Annotated in this window: 20 protein-coding genes and 1 pseudogene; 6 read left to right on the plus strand and 15 right to left on the minus strand. The window is 66.5% G+C overall.

Annotation, left to right across the window (positions count from 1 at the left end; all coding sequences use genetic code 11):
* Nucleotides 1–6 precede the first annotated feature (6 nt).
* The 5 genes from J7024_RS10640 to rfbB form a co-directional block, all read right to left on the minus strand.
* On the minus strand, nucleotides 7–1,212 hold the full coding sequence (locus tag J7024_RS10640; RefSeq protein ID WP_175751268.1) for a COG1470 family protein: 1,206 nt from the start codon (nucleotides 1,210–1,212) through the stop codon (nucleotides 7–9).
* A 73-nt stretch (nucleotides 1,213–1,285) separates the two neighbouring features.
* Complete coding sequence (rfbD, locus tag J7024_RS10645) at nucleotides 1,286–2,182, minus strand: dTDP-4-dehydrorhamnose reductase (protein ID WP_124828083.1); 897 nt, start codon at nucleotides 2,180–2,182, stop codon at nucleotides 1,286–1,288.
* On the minus strand, nucleotides 2,175–2,726 hold the full coding sequence (gene rfbC / locus J7024_RS10650) for a dTDP-4-dehydrorhamnose 3,5-epimerase (protein ID WP_124828084.1): 552 nt from the start codon (nucleotides 2,724–2,726) through the stop codon (nucleotides 2,175–2,177). The genes rfbD and rfbC overlap by 8 nt, the downstream gene beginning before the upstream one ends.
* Nucleotides 2,711–3,604, minus strand: a complete 894-nt coding sequence (gene rfbA / locus J7024_RS10655) for a glucose-1-phosphate thymidylyltransferase RfbA (protein ID WP_175751269.1) — start codon at nucleotides 3,602–3,604, stop codon at nucleotides 2,711–2,713. Before rfbA ends, rfbC begins: the two co-directional genes overlap by 16 nt.
* 11 nt (nucleotides 3,605–3,615) lie before the next feature.
* Nucleotides 3,616–4,677 carry a dTDP-glucose 4,6-dehydratase gene (gene rfbB, locus J7024_RS10660; RefSeq protein WP_175751270.1) on the minus strand — a complete coding sequence of 354 codons (1,062 nt, stop codon included), beginning with the start codon at nucleotides 4,675–4,677 and terminating at the stop codon, nucleotides 3,616–3,618.
* A gap of 344 nt (nucleotides 4,678–5,021) precedes the next feature.
* Between rfbB and J7024_RS10665 the strand changes: the two genes are divergently transcribed.
* The gene (locus J7024_RS10665) at nucleotides 5,022–5,861 is read left to right on the plus strand and encodes a symmetrical bis(5'-nucleosyl)-tetraphosphatase (protein WP_124830206.1); all 840 of its coding nucleotides are present in this window, start codon (nucleotides 5,022–5,024) and stop codon (nucleotides 5,859–5,861) included.
* A gap of 31 nt (nucleotides 5,862–5,892) precedes the next feature.
* Here the strand turns inward: J7024_RS10665 and J7024_RS10670 are convergent, their stop codons facing one another.
* From J7024_RS10670 to J7024_RS10705, 8 genes and pseudogenes are all read right to left on the minus strand, one after another.
* Nucleotides 5,893–6,750, minus strand: a complete 858-nt coding sequence (locus J7024_RS10670; RefSeq protein ID WP_124830207.1) for a lysophospholipid acyltransferase family protein — start codon at nucleotides 6,748–6,750, stop codon at nucleotides 5,893–5,895.
* Nucleotides 6,751–6,769: 19 nt separating this feature from the next.
* Nucleotides 6,770–8,047, minus strand: coding sequence for a dihydroorotase (locus J7024_RS10675; protein WP_124830208.1), 1,278 nt, complete (start codon nucleotides 8,045–8,047; stop codon nucleotides 6,770–6,772).
* Between the two features lie 61 nt (nucleotides 8,048–8,108).
* A complete protein-coding gene (locus tag J7024_RS10680; protein WP_096503383.1) occupies nucleotides 8,109–9,140 on the minus strand; it encodes an aspartate carbamoyltransferase catalytic subunit in 1,032 nt (343 codons plus the stop codon).
* Nucleotides 9,141–9,214: 74 nt separating this feature from the next.
* Nucleotides 9,215–9,730 (minus strand): bifunctional pyr operon transcriptional regulator/uracil phosphoribosyltransferase PyrR, encoded by a 516-nt coding sequence (gene pyrR / locus J7024_RS10685; RefSeq protein ID WP_124830209.1) that lies wholly within the window; start codon nucleotides 9,728–9,730, stop codon nucleotides 9,215–9,217.
* Nucleotides 9,717–10,166 (minus strand): Holliday junction resolvase RuvX, encoded by a 450-nt coding sequence (gene ruvX / locus J7024_RS10690; protein ID WP_124830210.1) that lies wholly within the window; start codon nucleotides 10,164–10,166, stop codon nucleotides 9,717–9,719. Before ruvX ends, pyrR begins: the two co-directional genes overlap by 14 nt.
* Nucleotides 10,163–10,741, minus strand: coding sequence for a YqgE/AlgH family protein (locus J7024_RS10695; RefSeq protein ID WP_006751106.1), 579 nt, complete (start codon nucleotides 10,739–10,741; stop codon nucleotides 10,163–10,165). Before J7024_RS10695 ends, ruvX begins: the two co-directional genes overlap by 4 nt.
* A 182-nt stretch (nucleotides 10,742–10,923) precedes the next feature.
* A pseudogene (locus J7024_RS10700) lies at nucleotides 10,924–12,222 on the minus strand (hypothetical protein).
* A gap of 103 nt (nucleotides 12,223–12,325) precedes the next feature.
* Entirely contained in the window at nucleotides 12,326–12,496 is a 171-nt protein-coding gene (locus J7024_RS10705; protein WP_004186709.1) for a rubredoxin, read from the minus strand.
* Nucleotides 12,497–12,751: 255 nt separating this feature from the next.
* Here J7024_RS10705 and J7024_RS10710 point away from each other — a divergent pair, with 255 nt between their 5' ends.
* A complete protein-coding gene (locus J7024_RS10710; protein ID WP_124830212.1) occupies nucleotides 12,752–13,618 on the plus strand; it encodes a hydroxymethylpyrimidine/phosphomethylpyrimidine kinase in 867 nt (288 codons plus the stop codon).
* A gap of 197 nt (nucleotides 13,619–13,815) precedes the next feature.
* Here J7024_RS10710 and groL read toward each other — a convergent pair whose 3' ends face one another.
* Together groL and J7024_RS10720 are read right to left on the minus strand one after the other, a co-directional pair.
* On the minus strand, nucleotides 13,816–15,456 hold the full coding sequence (gene groL / locus J7024_RS10715; protein ID WP_011883504.1) for a chaperonin GroEL: 1,641 nt from the start codon (nucleotides 15,454–15,456) through the stop codon (nucleotides 13,816–13,818).
* Between the two features lie 46 nt (nucleotides 15,457–15,502).
* Complete coding sequence (locus J7024_RS10720; RefSeq protein WP_011544732.1) at nucleotides 15,503–15,796, minus strand: co-chaperone GroES; 294 nt, start codon at nucleotides 15,794–15,796, stop codon at nucleotides 15,503–15,505.
* A gap of 669 nt (nucleotides 15,797–16,465) precedes the next feature.
* Between J7024_RS10720 and J7024_RS10725 the strand changes: the two genes are divergently transcribed.
* The 4 genes from J7024_RS10725 (at nucleotide 16,466) to J7024_RS10740 (ending at nucleotide 21,546) form a co-directional block, all read left to right on the plus strand.
* Entirely contained in the window at nucleotides 16,466–17,932 is a 1,467-nt protein-coding gene (locus J7024_RS10725) for a carbohydrate porin (RefSeq protein ID WP_124830213.1), read from the plus strand.
* Between the two features lie 64 nt (nucleotides 17,933–17,996).
* Nucleotides 17,997–19,130: a hypothetical protein gene (locus J7024_RS10730; RefSeq protein ID WP_124830214.1), complete on the plus strand. Its 1,134-nt coding sequence runs from the start codon at nucleotides 17,997–17,999 to the stop codon at nucleotides 19,128–19,130.
* 11 nt (nucleotides 19,131–19,141) lie between these two features.
* Nucleotides 19,142–20,449 (plus strand): iron uptake transporter deferrochelatase/peroxidase subunit, encoded by a 1,308-nt coding sequence (efeB, locus tag J7024_RS10735; protein WP_124830215.1) that lies wholly within the window; start codon nucleotides 19,142–19,144, stop codon nucleotides 20,447–20,449.
* Nucleotides 20,450–20,511: 62 nt separating this feature from the next.
* Nucleotides 20,512–21,546 (plus strand): iron ABC transporter substrate-binding protein, encoded by a 1,035-nt coding sequence (locus J7024_RS10740; protein WP_124830216.1) that lies wholly within the window; start codon nucleotides 20,512–20,514, stop codon nucleotides 21,544–21,546.
* The last annotated feature ends 1 nt before the right edge of the window (nucleotide 21,547 follow it).

Raw genomic sequence — 21,547 nt, forward strand, 5'->3', positions numbered from 1 at the left:
CGGGCCTTACCGGACGACCACCTCGACATCGCCGAACACGCCCGATCGACCGTCGTCGAGCCACGCGACGCCCTCCTGAACCAGGGTCAACCGCAGCACGTAGCGCCCGGCGGCAGCCGGCGCCACGACCGACACCAGCAGGTCCTGCGCGTCGCCCGGCATCATGGAGGCCTTCAGCCTCGTTCGTTCGCCGTCGAACACCACGACCTGCGAGCGCGTGCGGTCGAGCCAGTGATACGACGCGTGCACCGGAGTCGGCGCCCGGCTGGCCAGCTGAAAGTTCGACCGGTTGGACAGGCGAACGCGCACCGAAAACGACGCGCCCGCGGCAACCGTCGACGGCGCGTCGAGCACCGTCACCGCGATTTCGGCCTTTGCCTGCGCCGAAAGCGGCGCGTGCCAGGAATTCTTGCGCAATGTGTCGGATTGCTCGAAACGCTCGATCAGCAACGCGCGAACCATATCGCCAAGGCGCTCTTCGAACAGTGCGCAACCCCACGCATAGAGTTCCTGGTCGAGGGCAGTCAGCTCGTTGATCGCGTCGACTTCCTCGAACGACAACTCGTGCATGACCGGCCGATCCGACGACGTGTTGAGCCGCGGCGTCGCGAACCTCGGACAGAAGTTCATCGAATAGGCGAGCAGGTTCATCGAGTCGCGCATGCGCTCGGTGATGCCGAAGAACGCGAACGATTCGAGCCGCTTTTTCGCGCGGTCGAGCAACGCCCGGTCGTGCCGGCGCGATGCGTATTCCTTGACCGCCTCGCGACCGTAGCCGATCGGATCGCGCATCAGCTTCTCGTAGTCGAAGTCGGCCGCGAGAAAGAGGGTCTGCGTATTGACGATGTCCCAGTTCGTGTCAGGATCCCGAACGAAATCCAGCAACGACCACTTCTCGTCGTTCATCCGCCGATGACGATACGTATCGTCGTGGCGCTGCGCATGCAGATACCACGACACCGTTCGCTGCACCGGATCCCGCAGCATCGTGAGGTGGGTCAGGTTTCGTCCGACGAACGACTCGATGCCGTGCCAGTGATGTCCGCGAAACAGCCGGTACCTGTCGACGGATTCCCGCGGCAGCGCGAACAGCTCCTCGAGGACCTGCGCCGGGCACACGTCTTCCCTGTCGTACTGATCCTCGAGGAAAGAAATGAGCGACGATCCTCCCGTTTTGGGAATATGAAGGAAATAAACCGGATCCGTATGCATTGTCACCAATCGAAAATGAGAGTCGCGGCAAAACCGCCCAACCCGCGCCCCTCGTACACCCCCAACCCTTGAATCACTCGGCCAGACACAGTTGCAGCGCATCGCGCCAGTCCGGCATCCGCAGACCGAACGTTGCGGTCAGCTTGTCCAGCGCCAGCCTCGAATTGGCCGGTCGCTTCGCCGGCGCCGGGTAGTCGCTCGACGCAATCGGCACAACCGTCGGCACGCGTCCGGCCATCGCGGTCGCGAAGATCGCGTCGGCAAAGCCGCACCACGAAGTCGCGCCGGCCGACGTGAGGTGATATACGCCCGTGCGATGCGCCCACCAGTGCGCGTCGGCTGTCGCCGCGCCCTGCGCGACGATGTGTGCCGTGGCGGCGGCAATGGTGTTCGCCCAGGTCGGTGCACCGACCTGATCGGCGACGATGCTCAACGCCGGGCGCTCGGCGCCGAGCTTGAGCATCGTCTGCAGGAAATTCCTGCCGCGCCGGCCGTACACCCAGCTCGTGCGCAGAATCAGATGCGCGCAGCCGGTGGCCGCGATCGCCTGCTCGCCTTCCAGTTTCGTCGCGCCGTACACGTTCACGGGATTCGTCGCGTCTCTTTCCGTGTACGGGCTCGCCTGCGTGCCGTCGAACACGTAATCGGTCGAGTAATGAATCAGCGTACCGCCGATGCGCGCCAGTTCTTCCGCGAACACGCGCGGCACGTCGGCATTCAGCCTCCGCGCGGCGTCGATGTCGGTCTCGGCCTTGTCCACCGCGGTATACGCCGCCGGGTTCACGATCAGCGACGGCTTCAGCTCGCGCACGACGGCCCGCACGCGATCGAGATCGGACAGGTCGAGCATCGACCTGTCGCACGGCACCACGCGGCCGAGCCCCTGCAGCGTACGCAGCAACTCGAATCCGACCTGGCCGCTTACCCCCGTCACGAGGATCGTCGGCTGACGATGGCCGCCGTCACGCATAGACTTCGGCCTCGTTCAGCCGCTTGCCTGCCGCGTCCTTCGCCGCCAGCACCGGCTCGCCGTCGAACGGCCATTGAATGCCGATCTCCGGATCGTTCCACAGCAGGCTGCGCTCGTGTTCCGGGAACCAGTAGTCGGTCGTCTTGTACAGGAATTGCGCGGACTCGGACAGCACCACGAAGCCGTGCGCGAAGCCCGGCGGCACCCACAGCTGACGGTGGTTGTCGGCCGACAGCGTCACGCCGACCCACTTGCCGAAATTCGGCGAACTGCGCCGGATGTCGACCGCGACGTCGAACACTTCGCCTTCGACCACGCGCACGAGCTTGCCCTGCGCGTGTTCGATCTGGTAGTGCAGCCCGCGCAGCACGCCCTTCGCCGAACGCGAATGGTTGTCCTGCACGAATTCGACGCCGGTCTCGACGAGTTCCGCGAATTCGCGGCCGTTGAAGCTCTCGTAGAAATAGCCGCGCGCATCGCCGAACACCTTCGGCTCGATGACCCTGACTTCAGGAAGCGCCGTTGCCGTTACCTGGATAACCATGCGACCTGATTCGTGAGAAGGTTCCGGAGATACTGCCCGTAAGCGTTCTTCGACAGCGGCTGCGCGAGCTTCAGCACCTGCTCTTCGTCGATCCAGCGCTTGCGGTACGCAATCTCCTCGGGACACGCGACCATGAGCCCCTGCCGCTTCTGCAGCGTCGCGATGAAGCTTGCCGCCTCGATCAGCGAATCGTGCGTGCCCGTGTCGAGCCATGCATAGCCGCGTCCCATGATCTCGACGTTCAGCGCGCCGTCCGCGAGATAGCGCGAATTGACGTCGGTGATTTCGAACTCGCCGCGCGGCGACGGCTTGATGTCGGCCGCGATGTCGCACACACGGTTGTCGTAGAAGTAGAGACCGGTGACGGCGTAGTTCGAACGCGGTTTTGCCGGCTTCTCTTCGATCGACAGCGCGCGGAATTCTTCGTCGAATTCGACGACGCCGTAACGCTCCGGATCGTGCACGTGATACGCGAACACCGTCGCGCCCGCGTCCTGTGCGTCCGCGCGCTCGAGCTGCTTCGCCAGATCGTGCCCGTAGAAGATGTTGTCGCCGAGGATCAGCGCCGACGGGTCGTTGCCGACGAAATCGCGGCCGATCACGAACGCCTGCGCGAGGCCGTCAGGCGACGGCTGCACGGCGTACTGAATGTTCATCCCCCACTGGCTACCGTCGCCGAGCATCGATTCGAAGCGCGGCGTGTCCTGCGGCGTCGAGATGATCAGCACATCGCGAATGCCGGCGATCATCAGCGTCGACAGCGGGTAATAAATCATCGGCTTGTCGTACACAGGCAGCAGTTGCTTCGACACTGCGTGCGTGATCGGATACAGCCGGGTGCCGGATCCGCCGGCCAGAATAATGCCCTTGCGTGCCATGTCCGTTGCCCTTACGCGCGATGCGCGTAGTTTGTTGCGACCCATTTCCGGTAGTCGCCGGACAAGACTTCGTCGACCCAGGCCTGATTGCCGAGATACCAGTCGACCGTCTTCGCGAGGCCGGTCTCGAACGTCTCGGCGGGCTTCCAGCCGAGTTCGCGCTCGAGCTTGCGCGCGTCGATCGCATAACGGCGATCGTGACCGGGACGGTCGGTGACGTACGCGATCTGGTCGCGATACGAACCGGCCGCCTTCGGACGCGCCTGGTCGAGCAGGTCGCACAGCGTATGAACGACTTCCAGATTCGTTTTCTCGTTCCAGCCGCCGACGTTGTACGTTTCGCCGGTCCGGCCGCGGGCGAGGACTTCGCGGATCGCCGAGCAATGGTCGCCGACGTACAGCCAGTCGCGCACGTTCTGGCCGTCGCCGTACACGGGCAGCGACTTGCCGGCGAGCGCGTTCGCGATCATCAGCGGAATCAGCTTCTCGGGGAACTGGTATGGACCGTAGTTGTTCGAACAGTTCGTGGTCAGCGTCGGCAGCCCGTATGTGTGATGGTAGGCACGTACGAGATGATCGGAACCGGCCTTCGTCGCCGAGTACGGGCTGTTGGGCGCGTACGGCGTCGTTTCGGAGAACTGCGGATCGGTCGACGACAGCGAACCGAACACTTCGTCGGTGGAAACATGCAGGAAGCGGAACGCGCCCTTGCCCGCGGCATCGAGATCGTTCCAGTACGCGCGAGCAGCTTCGAGCAGCGCGAACGTGCCGACGACGTTGGTCTGCACGAAATCGGCCGGGCCGTGGATCGAGCGATCGACATGACTCTCGGCGGCGAAATGCACGACGGCGCGCGGCTTGTGTTCGTCGAACAGCGCGCGCAGCGCGGCGCCGTCGCAAATGTCGACACGCGCGAACACGTGTTTCGGACTCCCGTCGAGCGACTGCAGCGTGCGGAGGTTGCCCGCATAGGTCAACTTGTCGACATTGAGCACGGCTTCGTCGGATTGACGCAGCCAGTCGAGTACGAAGTTGGCACCGATAAAACCCGCGCCGCCCGTCACCAGGATCATGAGGCTCCCTTAAGTCATACACGGCAGGCCTCGAGCACGTGCCGCCACAGATTCGGAAAGCGACGACGCCTGCTCGCGCGTCACTTAAGGCGGGAATTCTAACTGTTCACCGAGATTGCCAAAGTCATGAAATGCTAATTTTGTCTGGGAAGAGTCGATTATAGGAAGCGGCATTGCGCAAAAGCCATGCCGCTAACAACTTGAAACAGTGCTCCGAACCCGCAGAGCCACCAAAACTTCTTGCCAAATCAATAGGTTAAACTATCAGACGACGACGCATGCGGCTGCCCTGCCACCATGTCCGCTTTTCACTCGGCAATAGGTTTTGTAACAACTTTCCGCTCATGACCCGCACCCCCATCGCCATTGGCGACATTCAAGGCTGTCATTCTGCTTTCCAGTCGCTCTTCGAAGAGCTTTCAGCTCCGATCGATACGCCTTTCTGGATCGCGGGCGACGTCGTCAACCGTGGACCGGACTCGCTCGCCGCACTGCGCGCGCTCGTCGAACTGGGTCCGCGCGCGACCGTCGTGCTCGGCAATCACGACCTCCATCTGCTCGCGGTGTCCGCAGGCATTCGCACCGAACGCCCGGGCGACACCATCGGCGAAATCCTCGACGCCCCCGACGCCGACGCGCTGCTCGACTGGGTTCGCCACCGTCCGTTCGCGCACTTCGAAAACGACATGCTGATGGTCCATGCAGGCGTGCTGCCGCAATGGGACACCACGCTCGCGCTCGAACTCGCGGACGAACTGCAACGCGCGCTGCGCGCCCCTGACTGGCGCGAAACGTTACAAAACCTGTACGGCAACGAGCCAAACCAATGGCGCCCGGATCTGAAGAAGCGCGACCGGATGCGCGTCGCGTTCAACGCGTTCACGCGCTTGCGGTTCTGCACGCCGGACGGTGCGATGGAGTTCAAGGCGAATGGCGGCCCCGACAGCGCGCCGCCCGGCTACCTGCCGTGGTTCGACGTGCCGGGTCGCCGCACGCAGGACGTGACGGTCGTGTTCGGCCACTGGGCCGCACTCGGCCTGATGCTGCGCGACAACATCGTCGCGCTGGATTCGGGATGCGTATGGGGGAATCAGTTGTCGGCCGTGCGACTGACGGCCGATCCGGCACAGCGTACGGTCACGCAGGTACAGTGCGAAGCGTGCCGCTCGCCCGGCGGCGAGTAACCCGCGCAGCTCGCGCGGGTACAACGATGCTTCAGATCTCGCGCCCCGGCACCGGCTCGTCGGGCGTCGCGTCGTGCGGCGCACCGGCGCCGACTTCAGTCACCGGATAGGCGTGCGCCTCCAGCTCCGCGAGCGACTCGGGCGACGGCTTGCCGACCTTCGCCTGCAACGTCTCGAGCGCGGCCGCGATCGCGTCGCGCGCGGCGGCGGATGTGGTGCGGCGATCGCCGCCCGGCGGGATCGGATCGCACACGTACAGATGCACGACCAGCGGGCCGCCGCGCAACACCATGTCGAGCGACTTCCCGAGCGACAGGTCGCCCGTATAAGCCGGCGCGACCGACTGCCGCTGCTGCGCGTCCTCGTACATCAGGCAGATCGGCTGCACCGCGCAGCCGGCCGACACCGCCGACTGAAACAGGTTCGCATGGAACGGCAGCAGCGCCTGCCCGTCCGACGTCGTGCCTTCCGGGAACACGCACATCAAGCCGCCGTTGCGCAGGCGCGCGGCCATCTCGTGCATGATCCGCATCGCTTCGGTGCGCTTTTCACGCTGCAGGAACACGGTATCGAGCTTCTCGGCGAGCCAGCCGACGACCGGCCACTGACGCACCTCCGCCTTCGACACGAACGGCGTCGGCCGCCACGCATTGATTGCGTAGATGTCGAGCCACGACACGTGATTGCCGACCACGAGCGCGCTCGCATCAAGCCGCGCGCCGTCGTTGTGGACGACGATGCGCATCCCGCAGATCCGCAACATCCTGATCGACCAGCGACGAGTCATTTCGGCGCGCCGTGCGGGCGTCACGCGCGAAAAGCACAGCGCGACGGTCGCCATGCCGCGCAGCAGGTGAACAACGAGACGCAACTTGCGAAGAGCGGTCATGGCGAAGATCCGGCGTGGTTCAGTGGCGCTCGAACGCGACCTGCCCTGCCACGAGCGTCGCACGCACGCAGCCGGGCAGTTCGTAGCCGAGGAACGGCGAGTTGTGGCCCTGGCTCTTCAGCGCGCGCGGCTCCACGCGCCAGTGCGCGCGCGGATCGAACACGCACAGGTCGGCCGCGCTGCCTTCGGCCAGACGGCCGGCCGGCAGTTGCAGCACGTCGGCCGGTGCGGCCGTGATGCGGCGCAGTGCCTGCGCGAGCGGCGTGCCGGTTTCGTCGGCCCACTTCACGGTAAGCGACAGCAGCAGTTCGAGGCCCGTTGCACCGGGCGTCGCTTCGGCGAACGGCAGCAGCTTCTCGTCGTCGTCGACCGGCGTGTGATCGGAGCAGATCGCATCGATCGTGCCGTCGGCGAGCGCCACGCGGATCGCTTCGCGATCGCGCTCGCTGCGCAGCGGCGGGTCGAGCCGGAACTGCGAATCAAAGTAGCCGATATCGACGTCGATCAGGTGCACGTGATTCACGCCGACGTCGCACGTCACCGGCAGCCCTTCGGCCTTTGCCTCGCGCACGAGCGCGAGACCGGCCGCCGACGACAGGCGTGCAAGGTGCACGCGCGCGCCCGTCACGCGCATCAGTTCGAAGATGGTGTGCAGCGCGATCGTCTCGGCGGCGACCGGCACACCGGACAGCCCGAGCCGCGACGCGAGCGCGCCGCTCGCGGCAACGCCGCCGCGGCCGATGAACGCGTCGAGCGGACGCAGCCACGTCGTGTAGCCGTAGGTGCTCGCGTACTGCAGCGCGCGCAGCAGCACCTGCGTGTCGCGCACCGGCACGTTCGCATGCGTGAAGCCGACGCAGCCCGATTCGGTCAGCGCGACCATCTCGGTGATCACTTCGCCCTTGAGGCCGACAGTGAGCGCGCCGAGCGGATGCACGTTCGCCTGGTGCAGGTTGCGCGCGCGGAACTTGAGCATTTCGACGAGGCCCGGCTCGTCGAGCACGGGGTCGGTGTCCGGCGGGCACACGAGGGTCGTGACGCCGCCCGCGACGGCCGCGGCCATCTCGGACGCGAGCGTCGCCTTGTGCTCGTAACCCGGCTCGCGCAACCGCGCGCACAGGTCGACGAGGCCGGGGGCGACGATCAGCCCCGCCGCGTCGATCGTCTTGTCCGCGTTGAAACCGGCCGGCGCGGTGCCGAGCGCGGCGATCTTGCCGTCCGCGACGAATACGTCGGCCTGCCGTTCGGTGCCTGCGACCGGATCGATCAGCGTGCCGCCTTGGATATGAATCTTCATGCGCTGTCTGTGAATGCGTTGATTGCGTTGAATGCCTGAACAAGGATGCGCGAAAGCGGGCTCAGTCGCTGTTGCCGGCGACGATGCCCATCACCGCCATCCGCACGGCGATGCCGAACGTGACCTGGTTGAGGATCACCGATTGCGGGCCGTCGGCGACCTGCGAGTCGATCTCGACGCCGCGGTTCATCGGGCCGGGATGCATCACGATCGCGTCGGGCGCGGCGAGCGCGAGACGCTCGGGCGTCAGGCCCCAGGTCTTGAAATACTCCTGTGCGGACGGCAGCAGCGCGCCGCTCATCCGCTCGTTCTGCAGGCGCAGCATGATGATCACGTCGACGCCCTTCAGCCCTTCGTCGAGGTTGTGGAACACCTTCACGCCCATCTGCTCGAGACCGCCCGGCAGCAGCGTGCGCGGGCCGATCGCGCGCACTTCCGGCACGCCGAGCGTGGTAAGCGCATGGATGTCCGAGCGCGCGACGCGCGAATGCAGGATGTCGCCGACGATCGCCACGCGCAGCTTCGTGAAGTCGCGCTTGTAGTGACGGATCGTGTACATGTCGAGCAGGCCCTGGGTCGGGTGCGCATGACGGCCGTCGCCGGCGTTGATCACGTGCACGTGCGGCGCGCAGTGCTCGGCGATCAGGTATGGTGCGCCGCTCGACGCGTGACGCACGACGAACAGGTCGGCATGCATCGCCGACAGGTTGTTGATCGTGTCGAGCAGCGACTCGCCCTTGCTCGTCGACGACGCATTGATGTTCAGGTTCAGCACGTCGGCCGACAGGCGCGTCGCGGCGATCTCGAAGGTCGTGCGCGTACGCGTCGAGTTCTCGAAGAACAGGTTGAACACCGACTTGCCGCGCAACAGCGGCACCTTCTTCACCTCGCGGTCCGTCACGCTGACGAACTGCTCGGCCGTATCGAGAATATGGTTGACGATCGAGCGCGGCAGCCCCTCGATCGACAGCAGGTGTTTCAGCTCGCCGTTTTTCGTGAGCTGCGGGTTGCCCTTCAGGAAACCGTAGCGGAACCGCTCGGGGCTCGCGGCCGTCGCGGGATTGCCGGTGCGGCCAGTGGTGTCGGTGGTCATGGTGTGCGTGATTCCAACTATGCAAACGGGCCGCGGCATGAGCCGGCGGCCCGGGATACGGTTTCGCGGTTCGTTCAGGCGCCGTGCGCCTCGATGCGCAGCGTGAGCTGCGCGGCTTCGTCGCGCGCGAGCACGAGCGTCGCATCGGCCGGCACGTCGAGCGTGCCGCCCGCAAAGCGCGCGGCGACCGGCAGCTCGCGGCCGCCGCGATCGGCGAGCACCGCGAGCTCGACCGCGGCCGGACGGCCGTAGTCGAAGAGTTCGTTGAGCGCGGCGCGCACGGTGCGGCCGGTGTACAGCACGTCGTCGACCAGCACGATGCGCGCACCATCGACCTCGAACGGCAGCGCCGTCGGACTCGCCTGGCTGTGCAGCCCCTTTTTCGCGTAGTCGTCGCGATGCAGCGCGACGTTCACGACGCCGAACGCCGGCGCGCCGAGATCGCGCGCGAGGCGCTCGGCGAGCCATGCGCCGCCGCTGTGAATGCCGGCGAGGCGCGGGCCGCCCGGTTCGGCGAAGGCCGTGCCGTATGCGCCGCGGATCTGGTCGAGCAGGACGCGATAGAGCGCGTCGGCATCAATGGTGCTCATGGTCGGACAATTGGTCGAGATACTGTTGAAGGATGACGCGCGCGGCTTCCGCATCGAGGATCTCGGCCCGCGCGCGGCCGCGCACGTTGCGCTCGCGCAGCCCGGCCTCGGCCTCGACCGACGAATAGCGCTCGTCGACCCACGTGACGGGCAGCCCGAAGCGGCCGTTCAGCTGGTTGCCGAAGCGCCTGGCCTGCTGCGTCATCTCGTGCGGCGTGCCGTCCGGATGCATCGGCAGCCCGACGACGAGCGCGTCCGGCCGCCATTCGGCCAGCAGTTCGCCGACCGCGTTGAAGCGGTGCTCACGATTCAGGTTGGGAATCACGACGAGCGCCCGGGCCGAGCGCGTCAGCGCATTGCCGATCGCGACGCCGATCCGTTTCTCGCCGTAGTCGAACGCCATGAGCGTCGCATCGCGCGCGCTCGCGCCACTCATGCGTGCCCTGCTTCGCCGGACAGCATCGACGAGCTGACGCCGAGCAGGCCGAGCGCGGCTTCGAAGCGCTCCTCGGCCGGCGTGTCGAACACGATGCGGGGATCGGCGGCCACGGTCAGCCAGCCGTTGCGGGAAATCTCTTCCTCGAGTTGCCCTGCCCCCCAGCCCGCATGGCCGAGCGTCAGCAGGAAACGTTTCGGGCCGGTGCCCGTCGCGACCGCCTCGAGCACGTCCTTCGACGTCGTCATCTCGAGCCCGCCCTCGACCGACATCGACGAGTTGTAGTTCGCGCCCTCGACCGGCTCGTGCAGCACGAAGCCGCGCTCGGTCTGGACCGGGCCGCCGAAGTACACGGGAATATGCAGCAGCGGCTCGATGTCGAGCTTCAGGTCGATACGGTTGAACAGCGATTCGAGATCGATGTCGGTGGGGCGATTGATGACGAGGCCGAGCGCACCGCGCTCGCTGTGATCGCAAAGATAGACCACCGTTCCCGAAAACGTCGGATCCGCCATGTTCGGCATGGCGATCAGGAACTGGTTGGTGAGATTGATGCGATCGGAAGGCTTTGACATGGTTTGAATTTTAGCAAAGACGCCGCGACCTGACCGGGCCGCGATCAACAAGCAACGCCGCGCGACGCTGGCAACGACGCGCGCGGATCACACGGCACTCTAACACGCGCGCGGGCGCTGTCGGCAGCGTGTTGCCGGCCCGCGCGACAAGGGCCGCCGCCATGTATGCGCCCCGTTGCGGGTCAGGCCCGGTCGAGCGCCGCGCCGAGCGCGCCGGACGCCGCGGTCAGGTCCGGCGGCGCCGCCCGCCGCGATCTTCAGCAGCGCGGCGCGCAGCATGTCGAACGCGCGGGCGTGCGGTCGAGCCCGCCGTCGGCGAGCGGCGCGCCGTGCGCAGCGCGGCGCCACGCGAGCCCGAGCGTATCGGCCAGCAACGCCGCGTGGCCGAGCCCGAGCGCGCACGCGGCCGTCCCGACCCGATAGGCGGCGGCCGATGCGCGCCATGCGGCGCCCGCGTCGGCCCCGGCCGGAGCGGCGGTGAGATCGGCCATCGACGCGTCGGCCGTCTGCAGGAAATCCTCATAGGCATGTGCGTTCACGGTCACGACACCGAGCGTGCGGGTCGGCGCCGCCGCGATCGCGTCATGCTCGGCGCGGGCGGCACCGGCTTCCCACAGCGCCTCGGATGCCGGCGTGCCGGCGACGTGCCAGTCCACCGTCAGCCCGTAGTCGTGCAGCACATCGACGAGCGCGACATCCTCGGCGGCCGCGCCGAACAACGCGAAATCGCGCCACAGCAGCGCGAGCGTCTCGCGCACGAGCGCGGGCGGCGCACGGCGCCGGCCCCGCGCGTGCTCGCCGAGCAGCAGGTTGGTCCGCGCGAGAAAACGTCTCAGTTCGGGGGCGCCGCTGGCGCGCAGCGCGCGCAGGCACGCGGCGGCCAGCCGCCAGAAGTCGTACGGCACGCCGTCGGCCAGTGCGGCCAGGGTCGCATCGAGTTCGTCGAGTGCCGCGTCCGGCGTGCCCTGCGGCGTGCGCAGCACGGCGAGCAGCGCCTGTTCGTAGCGGGCGCGGGCGCGACTCGCGAAGGTGTCGGGCAACGCGCGCAGCGTCGCCTGCGGCACCGCGCGCCCGACGAGCGCGAGCGCATCGAGCGGCGCGCTCGCGTGCAGATCCGCCGCGCTTTGCACACGCAATGCACGGAAATGTTCGAAGAGAACCGGCGAGCAGGCCAGCTCGCGCAGATTGTGACGCGCGACGGCCGCGCGGAAATCGTCGAGCGCGACGCGCCAGGCGGCAGCCGTCGACTCGGTGGCGACCAGCGGCGCGGCGGCCGACAACTGACCCGCGAAACGGGCGGCCGGCAGCCAGCCAGCCTCCGCGAGCACCGCCGCGGCGGCCGCAAGCGGCGCTACCGCGTCGTCGCGACGCGCAAATGCGTCGGCGGCCGCCGCGAGTGACGCGTCGGCCGCGCGCACCGCCCCGCCGCGTGGGTTGGGCAGTGCATCAGGATAGGGAACGTTCGCCGGGTCGGCCGTCATGGACACGCGCGCCTGTCATCGTCAAGTCGCTCGCGCCGGCCGCGGCGCGCGAGCGCCGGGCAACCGCGAGGCCGGAGCGGTGTATCCGTGGGCCGGGATCCGGTCAGATCTGGACCATCTCGAAGTCTTCCTTGCGAGCGCCGCACTCGGGACACGTCCAGTTGATCGGGACGTCTTCCCAGCGCGTGCCCGGGGCGATGCCCTCTTCGGGCAGCCCCGCTTCTTCGTCATAAATCCAGCCACAAATCAGGCACATCCAGCTCTTGTATTCCATCTTAAGCCGCGTCGGGAAAGTCGGTAAATTCGGGAGCCATGATGGTACCGTGTCGGGGCCGGACTGCCTAGCAATCGCACTGGAGTACGGCAACTACGTTGCGCTGCGCTAAAAAATCCGTCGTGCGGGCCGGATTCCGCCGCATAATGGCTGCAAAGTGCGGCCTGCCGGGCAACACAGGGCCCGAAATGGCCCATTTCGCCTCGCCGTCCGCACCTCCGTCGCTTCCCCGTTTTTTTCTTGCCCCATTTTTCCATGTCCAGCAACGCCCCTCCGATCGTCCTCACCTTCGGCCTGTCCGATCCCACCGGCGGCTCCGGCCTCCAAGCCGATCTGATGACCCTGGCGAGCATGGGCTGCCACGGCGTGTCCGTCCTGACGGGCTATACCGTGCGCGACTCGGCTGCCTGCGACGAAGTGACCGGCCTCGATCCCGATGTCGTCGCCGCCCAGGCACGCATGCTGCTCGAGGACATGCCGGTCGCCGCGTTCAAGATCGGCGCGGCGACGCGTGCGGAAGTCGTGAGCGCGATCGCGGAAGTGGTCGCCGACTACGACGGCGTGCCGCTCGTGCTCGCGCCGGACTTCACGCTCGACGACGAGCACGTGCTCGCCGCCGACGACCTGCGCGAATCGATCGCCGACCTGCTCGCCCCGCAGACGACGCTGCTCGTTGCCGATTACGCGACGCTGATCGCACTCGCTCAGCCGGACGGCGATGCCGAAGCGCCGAATCTCGACGCGGCCGTATCGCACCTGCTCGCGCAGGGTTGCGAGTACATCCTGTCGTCGGAGACGGGCTCGCACCGGCTCGTCAACACGCTGTACGGCGAGGAAGGCCAGTTGCGCGAAGACATGTGGGATCGCTCGCCGCACCGGTTGATGGGCATCACCGACACGCTGGGCGCGGCGATCGCCGCGCTGCTCGCGAATGGCCAGGAACCGCCCGAAGCGGTGCGCGAAGCGCAGGAGTATCTGTATCAGGCCGTGCGCGACGCGTTCCGGCCCGGCATGGGTGCGTACCTGCCCGACCGGTTCTTCTGGGCCCGCAGCAACGACGATGCGGATACGCCGCCGGCCGTGAAGGCCGATCCGGCACCAAGGACGTCGCACCGGCACTGACGCACGCACGGCGGCCACATGCCGCCGCGCCGTCGAGCGCAGCGCACCATCGCGTCGGGGCGGCGCGTCCACCTCTTCTTTCGCGCACGCCGCGCATGGCGCGCGACCAATAAAAAAAGACCCGCATCGCTGCGGGTCTTTTCTTTTGGCTGGCGCGCGCATCGCTGCGCGCTCCGGACACCATCGACCGAAGTCGATTACATGTCCATGCCCATGCCGCCCATGCCGCCCGGCATGCCGCCCGGCATCGGTGCGTCTTCCTTCGGCAGTTCTGCGACAGCTGCGTCCGTCGTCAGCAGCAGGCCAGCAACCGAAGCTGCGTTCTGCAGTGCGGTGCGCGTGACCTTGGTCGGGTCGACGACGCCGGCTTCAACCATGTCGACGTACTCGCCCGTTGCTGCGTTGTAGCCGTAGTTGCCCTTGCCTGCAGCAACTGCCGCCACCACGACGCTGGCTTCTTCGCCACCGTTCGTGACGATCTGGCGCAGCGGCTCTTCCATTGCGCGCAGCACGATCTTGATGCCGGCGTTTTGGTCAGCGTTCGCGCCGGTCAGGCCTGCGATCGCGGTGCGAGCGCGGATCAGCGCAACGCCGCCGCCTGCCACGATGCCTTCTTCCACAGCTGCGCGCGTTGCGTGCAGTGCGTCTTCGACACGTGCCTTCTTTTCCTTCATTTCGACTTCGGTCGCAGCACCGACCTTGATCACTGCCACGCCGCCGGCCAGCTTGGCCACGCGCTCTTGCAGCTTTTCACGGTCGTAGTCCGACGTCGCTTCTTCGATTTGCGTACGGACCTGCTTCACGCGCGCTTCGATGCTTGCTGCTTCGCCTGCGCCGTCGATGATCGTCGTGTTTTCCTTGCCCACTTCGATGCGCTTCGCCTGGCCCAGTTCTGCCAGCGTTGCCTTCTCGAGCGTCAGGCCGGTTTCTTCCGCGATGACTTGACCGCCGGTCAGGATCGCGATGTCTTCCAGCATGGCCTTGCGACGATCGCCGAAGCCCGGCGCCTTGACCGCAACGGTCTTCAGGATGCCGCGGATGTTGTTGACGACCAGCGTTGCGAGCGCTTCGCCTTCGACGTCTTCAGCGATGATCAGCAGCGGACGGCCAGCCTTCGCGACTTGCTCGAGTACCGGCAGCAGATCACGGATGTTCGACACCTTCTTGTCGTGCAGCAGCACGAACGGGTTGTCGAGGACGGCGACTTGCTTGTCCGGGTTGTTGATGAAGTACGGCGACAGGTAGCCGCGGTCGAACTGCATGCCTTCGACGACGTCGAGTTCGTCGGCGAGCGACTTGCCGTCTTCGACGGTGATCACGCCTTCCTTGCCGACCTTGTCCATCGCTTCAGCGATGCGATCGCCGATCGACGAGTCGCTGTTCGCCGAGATCGAGCCGACCTGTGCGATTTCCTTGTTCGTCGTGCACGGCTTGCTGATCTTCTTCAGCTCTTCGACAGCCGCTGCGACTGCCTTGTCGATGCCGCGCTTCAGGTCCATCGGGTTCATGCCCGATGCGACGTACTTCATGCCTTCGCGAACGATCGATTGCGCGAGGACGGTTGCCGTCGTCGTGCCGTCGCCTGCGTTGTCGCTGGTCTTGGAAGCCACTTCCTTGACCATTTGCGCGCCCATGTTCTGGAGCTTGTCCTTCAGCTCGATTTCCTTCGCGACCGACACACCGTCCTTGGTGACCGTCGGGCCGCCGAAGCTGCGCTCGAGCACCACGTTGCGGCCCTTCGGACCCAGCGTGACCTTGACTGCGTTGGCGAGAATGTTCACGCCTTCGACCATCTTCGAACGGGCGGAATCGCCGAATACGACGTCTTTAGCTGCCATCTTCTAACTCCTTGAATTCTTGGGAATATGTACCGTCAGTGGACGCTTACTTCGCGTTGACCACGGCCATGATGTCTTCTTCACGCATGACCAGCAGTTCCTGGCCGTCGACCTTCACGGTCTGACCAGCGTACTTGCCGAACAGGACGCGATCGCCGACCTTCACGTCGAGCGCGATCGGCGCGCCCTTGTCGTCGCGCTTGCCCGGGCCGACCGCGAGGATCTCGCCTTGATCCGGCTTTTCAGCAGCAGCTTCGGGGATCACGATGCCCGAGGCGGTCTTGGTTTCCTGATCCAGGCGCTTGACGATCACGCGATCGTGCAAAGGACGAAGGTTCATATTCACTCCTCTCTTGACTGAGATTGAAGAACGCTTAGGGAATCTGCCCGGCGGATCGCCCGGCAGAGAATTGTTAGCACTCTCGTGCAGCGAGTGCTAATTATATGGACGGGTTTTGACAAATTCAAGAAGGGATGCCGGATGAATTTTCGGAGCGGCAAAGCAGGCAGGAAAGCACACGAATACAACGAAAAACCTTTTTAAAACAAAAACATGGCGAGCCATGACCGGCATGATCGACGTGTGCGGCTCACCCCGAAAATCGTTCAGCCCTGGTTGGACACCGGGTAAGCACGGAGTTCCTGCACCCGGCGACATCGCATCGAAAAGCCCGCACCGACGTCGATTCCGTCCACCGCGGCATCCCGCTCGCGCACGCCGCACCCCCTCCTCGCCGTTACATCGGCCCGCATCGAACCATTCAATTTCATTACGCCGATATTTACGGTTTATCTCACTACTAAACACGTGCGGAGTCCCATCCGTAAGGCCCCCCATTACATTCAGTAATCTGGATGCGAATCATTCTCGTTTACATTGACTTTCCCATTTGACACTCCTACGATCCGCCACGTTGCGTTCGTTTTCGTGCCACGATCGACAGGTGCCGAGCGTCGGGACAGCGACCGACCAGCAGGACTACAAACTAATTAGAACCAGGGATTTGATATGACCTTTGCGTCGCTCCATGGAGACCGCCTCCGCTCCCGGATGCGCCCGGCCGCCTGCGCGGTTCTCGTCGCCGGGGCAACGTTCGCCTGCGCCGGCGCCTATGCCGACACGCCGGTCGATGCGCAGCCCGAAGCGCCCGAAGCCGACCTCTCGATCCAGGCGCAGCCGACCAACATGTGGACCGGCATCTGGACCCGGCAGAACCTGCTCGGCGACATGGGCGGCATCCGCCCGTGGCTCGGCAAATACGGCGCGACGCTGCAGATCACCGAAACCAGCGAATACCTCGCGAACCTGCGCGGCGGCCTGAACCGCGGCGGCACGTACGACGGGCTCACGACGGCCACGCTGACGGTCGACACGCAGAAGGCGATCGGCCTGCCCGGCGGCACCTTCAACGTCAGCGCGCTGCAGATCCACGGCACCAACCTCAGTGCGCGCAACCTCGGCACGCTCAATACCGCGAGCGGCATCGAGGCGCAGGACACGACGCGCCTCTGGGAACTGTGGTACCAGCAGTCGTTCCTCGACAAGCGCGTCGACGTGAAGATCGGTCAGCAGAGCCTCGACCAGGAATTCATGGTCAGCACCTACGCGAACACGTTCGTCAACACGATGTTCGGCTGGCCCGCGCTGCCGTCGTACGACCTGCCGAACGGCGGCCCCGCGTATCCGCTCGCGGGCCTGGGCGTGCGCGTGCGCGGCCAGATCACGCCGAAGCTCACCGCGCTCGCAGGCGTGTTCGACGGCGATCCGCTCGGCAACAACCCGAGCAACCTGAGCGGCACGAACTTCAACCTGCACAACGGCACGCTCTACATCGGCGAGCTGCAGTACGCGCTGAACCAGCCGGCCGACGGCGAGATGGACACCGGCCAGTCGAACGGGCTGCCGGGCACCTACAAGATCGGCGTCTGGTATCACAACGGCCGCTTCGCCGATCAGAACGTCGGCACCGACGGGCTGTCGCTCGCGAGCACCGGATCGAACGGTATCGCGCAGCAGCATCACGGCGACTACAGCTTCTACGCGGTGGCCGACCAGATGATCTGGCGCCCGGACCCGACCGGCGCGAAAAGCCTCGGGGTGTTCGCACGCGTGATGGGCGCGCCGGGCGACCGCAACCTCGTGAGCTTCTCGGCCAACGCGGGCATCGTGCTGAAAGGGCCGTTCGACGGCCGCGACAACGACAGCGTCGGCCTCGGCGTCACGTACATCCAGGTCGGCAGCCACGTGACCGATCTCGACCAGACCGCGCAGATGGCCGCGGCCGGCCCGTACGGCGTGCGCACCCGCGAAACGACCGTCGAGGCGACCTACCAGTACCAGGTGAACCCGTGGTGGGTGATCCAGGCCGATGCGCAGTACACGTTCAATGCCGGCGCCGGCCAGAACCCGAGCGATGCGACCCAGCCGCTGCGCAACACGTTCGTGCTCGGCGCGCGTACGACCATCACGTTCTGAACGCCGCCCACGTCACCCGTTTTTCGCGCGCCGCCCGGGCGGCGCGCTCCCAGGAGAAACCCAGATGAATCAATCCGCCCTGCTTCGCCGCTTCGCGACGGGCGCACTGGCCGCTGCCGCGCTGACGGCCGCCGCCGGCGCGCTCGCCGAGCCGCAAGGCTTCCTCGAAACGCTGCATCGCCACACGCTGCTCGTGAACACGGTGCCCGAGAACGGCGACCAGAACCCGTATGCGATCGCGGTCGCGCCGGTATCGGCCGGCACGGTCCAGGCGGGCGACGTGCTCGTCGACAACTTCAACAACTCGGCGAACCTGCAGGGCACCGGCAGCACAATCGTCGACTACCGCCCGTCGACGAAGCAGATGAGCGTGTTCGCGACGATCCCCCGCGACCTGAAGGCATGCCCCGGCGGCGTCGGCCTGTCGACCGCGATGACGATGCTGAAGTCCGGCTGGGTGATCGTCGGCAGCACGCCGAGCAACGACGGCACGACCAACACCAAGGGCGCCGGCTGCCTGATCGTGCTCGACCCGCAAGGCAAGGTCGCATCGACGTGGTCGAGCCCGAACATCAACGACCCGTGGGGCAACATGGCCGTGGTCGACCGCGGCGACAGCGCGACGCTGTTCGTCAGCATGGCCGGCTTCGGCGTCGGCGGCGCGGACGGCAACCCGCCCGTCTACAAGCAGGCGACCGTACTGCGCCTGGAGGTCGACGTGCCGGCCGGCAAGCCGCCCGCGATCAAGCAGGAAACGGTGATCGCAAGCGGCCTCGGCGCGCAGGCCGACAAGGGCGTGTTCCTGGTCGGCCCGACCGGTCTCGCGCTGTCGGGCGACCAGAAGAAGCTGTACGTGTCGGACGCGATCGGCAACCGGATCGTCGAGATCGACGATCCGCTCACGCGCGACACCAGCGCAGGCGTCGGCCGCCAGATCACGGCCGACGGCTTCCTGCGCCGCCCGCTCGCGCTCGCGACCGCGCCGAACGGCCACCTGCTCGCGACCAACGCGCTGAACGGCCAGGTCGTCGAGATCGACCCGGTCGCCGGCAAGCAGCTGTATGCGCGCTGGATCGACACCGACAAGGCGCAATCGCCGCCGGGCAACGGCGACCTGTTCGGGATCGCGATGACGCCCGAAGGCGACGGCTTCTACTACGTGCAGGACGACGTCAACACGCTGATGCTTGCGAAGTAACGGAACGAATCATGGCAGACGATCTGAACCCGCCGTCGCGCCCCGCGCGCCGCGGCTTCCTGAAGGCCGGCGGCGCGGCGGTGGCCGCGGGCCTCGCCGCCGGCGCGATGCCGGCCGCGCGCGCGGCCGATGCAGCCGACCCGGGCGCGCCGTCCCCGCACGCGCACGACGACGACATCGAGCCGTTCTACGGCAAACACCAGAGCGGCATCGCGACGCCGCAGCAGCGCAATGCGTATTTCGCGGCGCTCGACCTCGCGACGACCCGGCGCGAAGACGTGATCGCACTGCTGAAGACGTGGACCGACGCGGCCGCGCGCCTCGCGCGTGGCGAAACCGCGCAGCCGCTGCCGGCGAACGGTGCGGACGAGGTGGCGCCGGCCGATTCGGGCGACGCGCTCGGCATCGGACCGTCGCGGCTGACCATCACGTTCGGCTTCGGGCCGGGCATGTTCACGCTCGCGGGCAAGGACCGCTACGGACTCGAGAAGCAGCGCCCCGCCGCGCTGGTCGATCTGCCTCGCTTCAACGGCGACCAGCTGATCCCGGAGAAGACCGGCGGCGACCTGTTCATCCAGGCGTGCGCGAACGATGCGCAGGTCGCGTTCCACGCGGTGCGCCAGCTCGTGCGGCTCGGCGGCAAGACCGTGCAGATGCGCTGGGGGCAGGCCGGCTTCACGTCCGGCAAGCCGGGCGAGACGCCACGCAACCTGATGGGCTTCAAGGACGGCACGATGAATCCGTCGAGCAAGGATCCGGGCTCGATGGACGAATTCGTGTGGGCCGGCGCCGAAGGCCCGGCATGGATGAACGGCGGCACCTACACGGTCGTGCGCCGCATCCGCATCACGCTCGAGCACTGGGACAACACCGAGCTCGGCTTCCAGGAGCAGGTGTTCGGCCGCAAGAAGTACAGCGGCGCGCCGCTCGGCGGCCAGCACGAGTTCGACGCGCTCGATCTCGACGCGGTCGACAAGGACGGCAACCCGGTCATCCCGGACAACGCGCACGCGCGTCTCGCATCGCCCCAGCTGAACAACGGCGCGCAGATCCTGCGCCGCGCGTATTCGTACAACGACAGCACGAACTTCTACATCGAGCGCTGGCCGCCGTGGCGTCAGCAGACCGAGTACGACGCGGGGCTGATGTTCGTCGCGCACCAGCGCGACCCGCGCAAGGGCTTCATTCCGATCAACGAGAAGCTCGCGAAGATGGACATCATGAACCAGTTCACGACGCACGTCGGCAGCGCGATCTTCGCGTGCCCGCCGGGCGCGCAACCGGGTTCATACATCGGCGCCGCTCTTTTCGAAGCCTGACGGCGCGACGACGTACGACGCATTTCCTGCCGGCCCGTCCGGATGCAACCTACGACCACGACATGAATACTTCACCCGTTAGCCGCCCGCTGCGGCACCTGATCTCCGCGGCCGCCGCCGCGCTCATGCTGACCGGCGCGCTGCATGCCATGCCCGCGCACTCGGCCACGCTCACGCTGTACAACGCGCAGCACGAGCAGGTCGTCAACCAGCTCGTCAAGGACTTCGAAGCAGAGAGCGGCATCGCCGTGAAGGTGCGCTCGGGCGAAGGCCCGGCGCTCGCCGCGCAACTCGTCGCGGAAGGCGACCGCACGCCGGCCGACGTGTACTTCACCGAGAACTCGCCGGAACTCGTGCTGCTCGATCACAAGGGCCTGCTCGCGAAGACCGACGGCGCCGCGCTGCAAGCGGTGCCCGCGCGCTTCAATCCGGCCGACGGCAACTGGGTCGGCGTGCTCGCGCGCGAGAACGTGCTCGTCTACAACACCGCGAAGATCCAGCCGCAGCAACTGCCCGCATCGCTGCTCGACCTCGCGAAACCCGAATGGAAGGGCAAGGTCGGCATCGCGCCGAGCGACGCCGACTTCCTGCCGGTCGTGAGCGCCGTGCTCGCGCTGCACGGCGAGGCCGCGACGCTGCAATGGCTGAAGGGCCTGAAGACCAACGCGCAGATCTTCGACGACGACGAAGGCGTGACGGCGGCCGTCAATCGCGGCGGCGTCCTGACCGGCGTGATCAACAACTACTACTGGGCACGTCTGCACGCCGAGCTCGGCGACAAGTCGACGAAGAGCGCGATCCATCACTTCGCCAACGGCGACGTCGGGGCGGCCGTCAACGTGTCGGGCGCCGCGGTGCTGAAGGCATCCAAGCACCAGGCGGACGCGCAGAAGTTCGTCGCGTATCTGGTGAGCGCGCGCGCGCAGAAACTGATGGCCGACGGTCATATCAGCTTCGAGTACCCGCTGCGGCCCGGCGTCGCGCCCGATCCGATCCTGAAGCCGTTCAATGAACTGCACCCGCCGGCGCTGACGTTCGATCAGCTCGGCGACGACAGCCAGGCCGGCAAGCTGCTGCGCCAGGCGGGTCTCCTCTGAC

Source organism: Burkholderia sp. WTPI3, assembly GCF_021483755.1.
GTDB lineage: Bacteria > Pseudomonadota > Gammaproteobacteria > Burkholderiales > Burkholderiaceae > Burkholderia.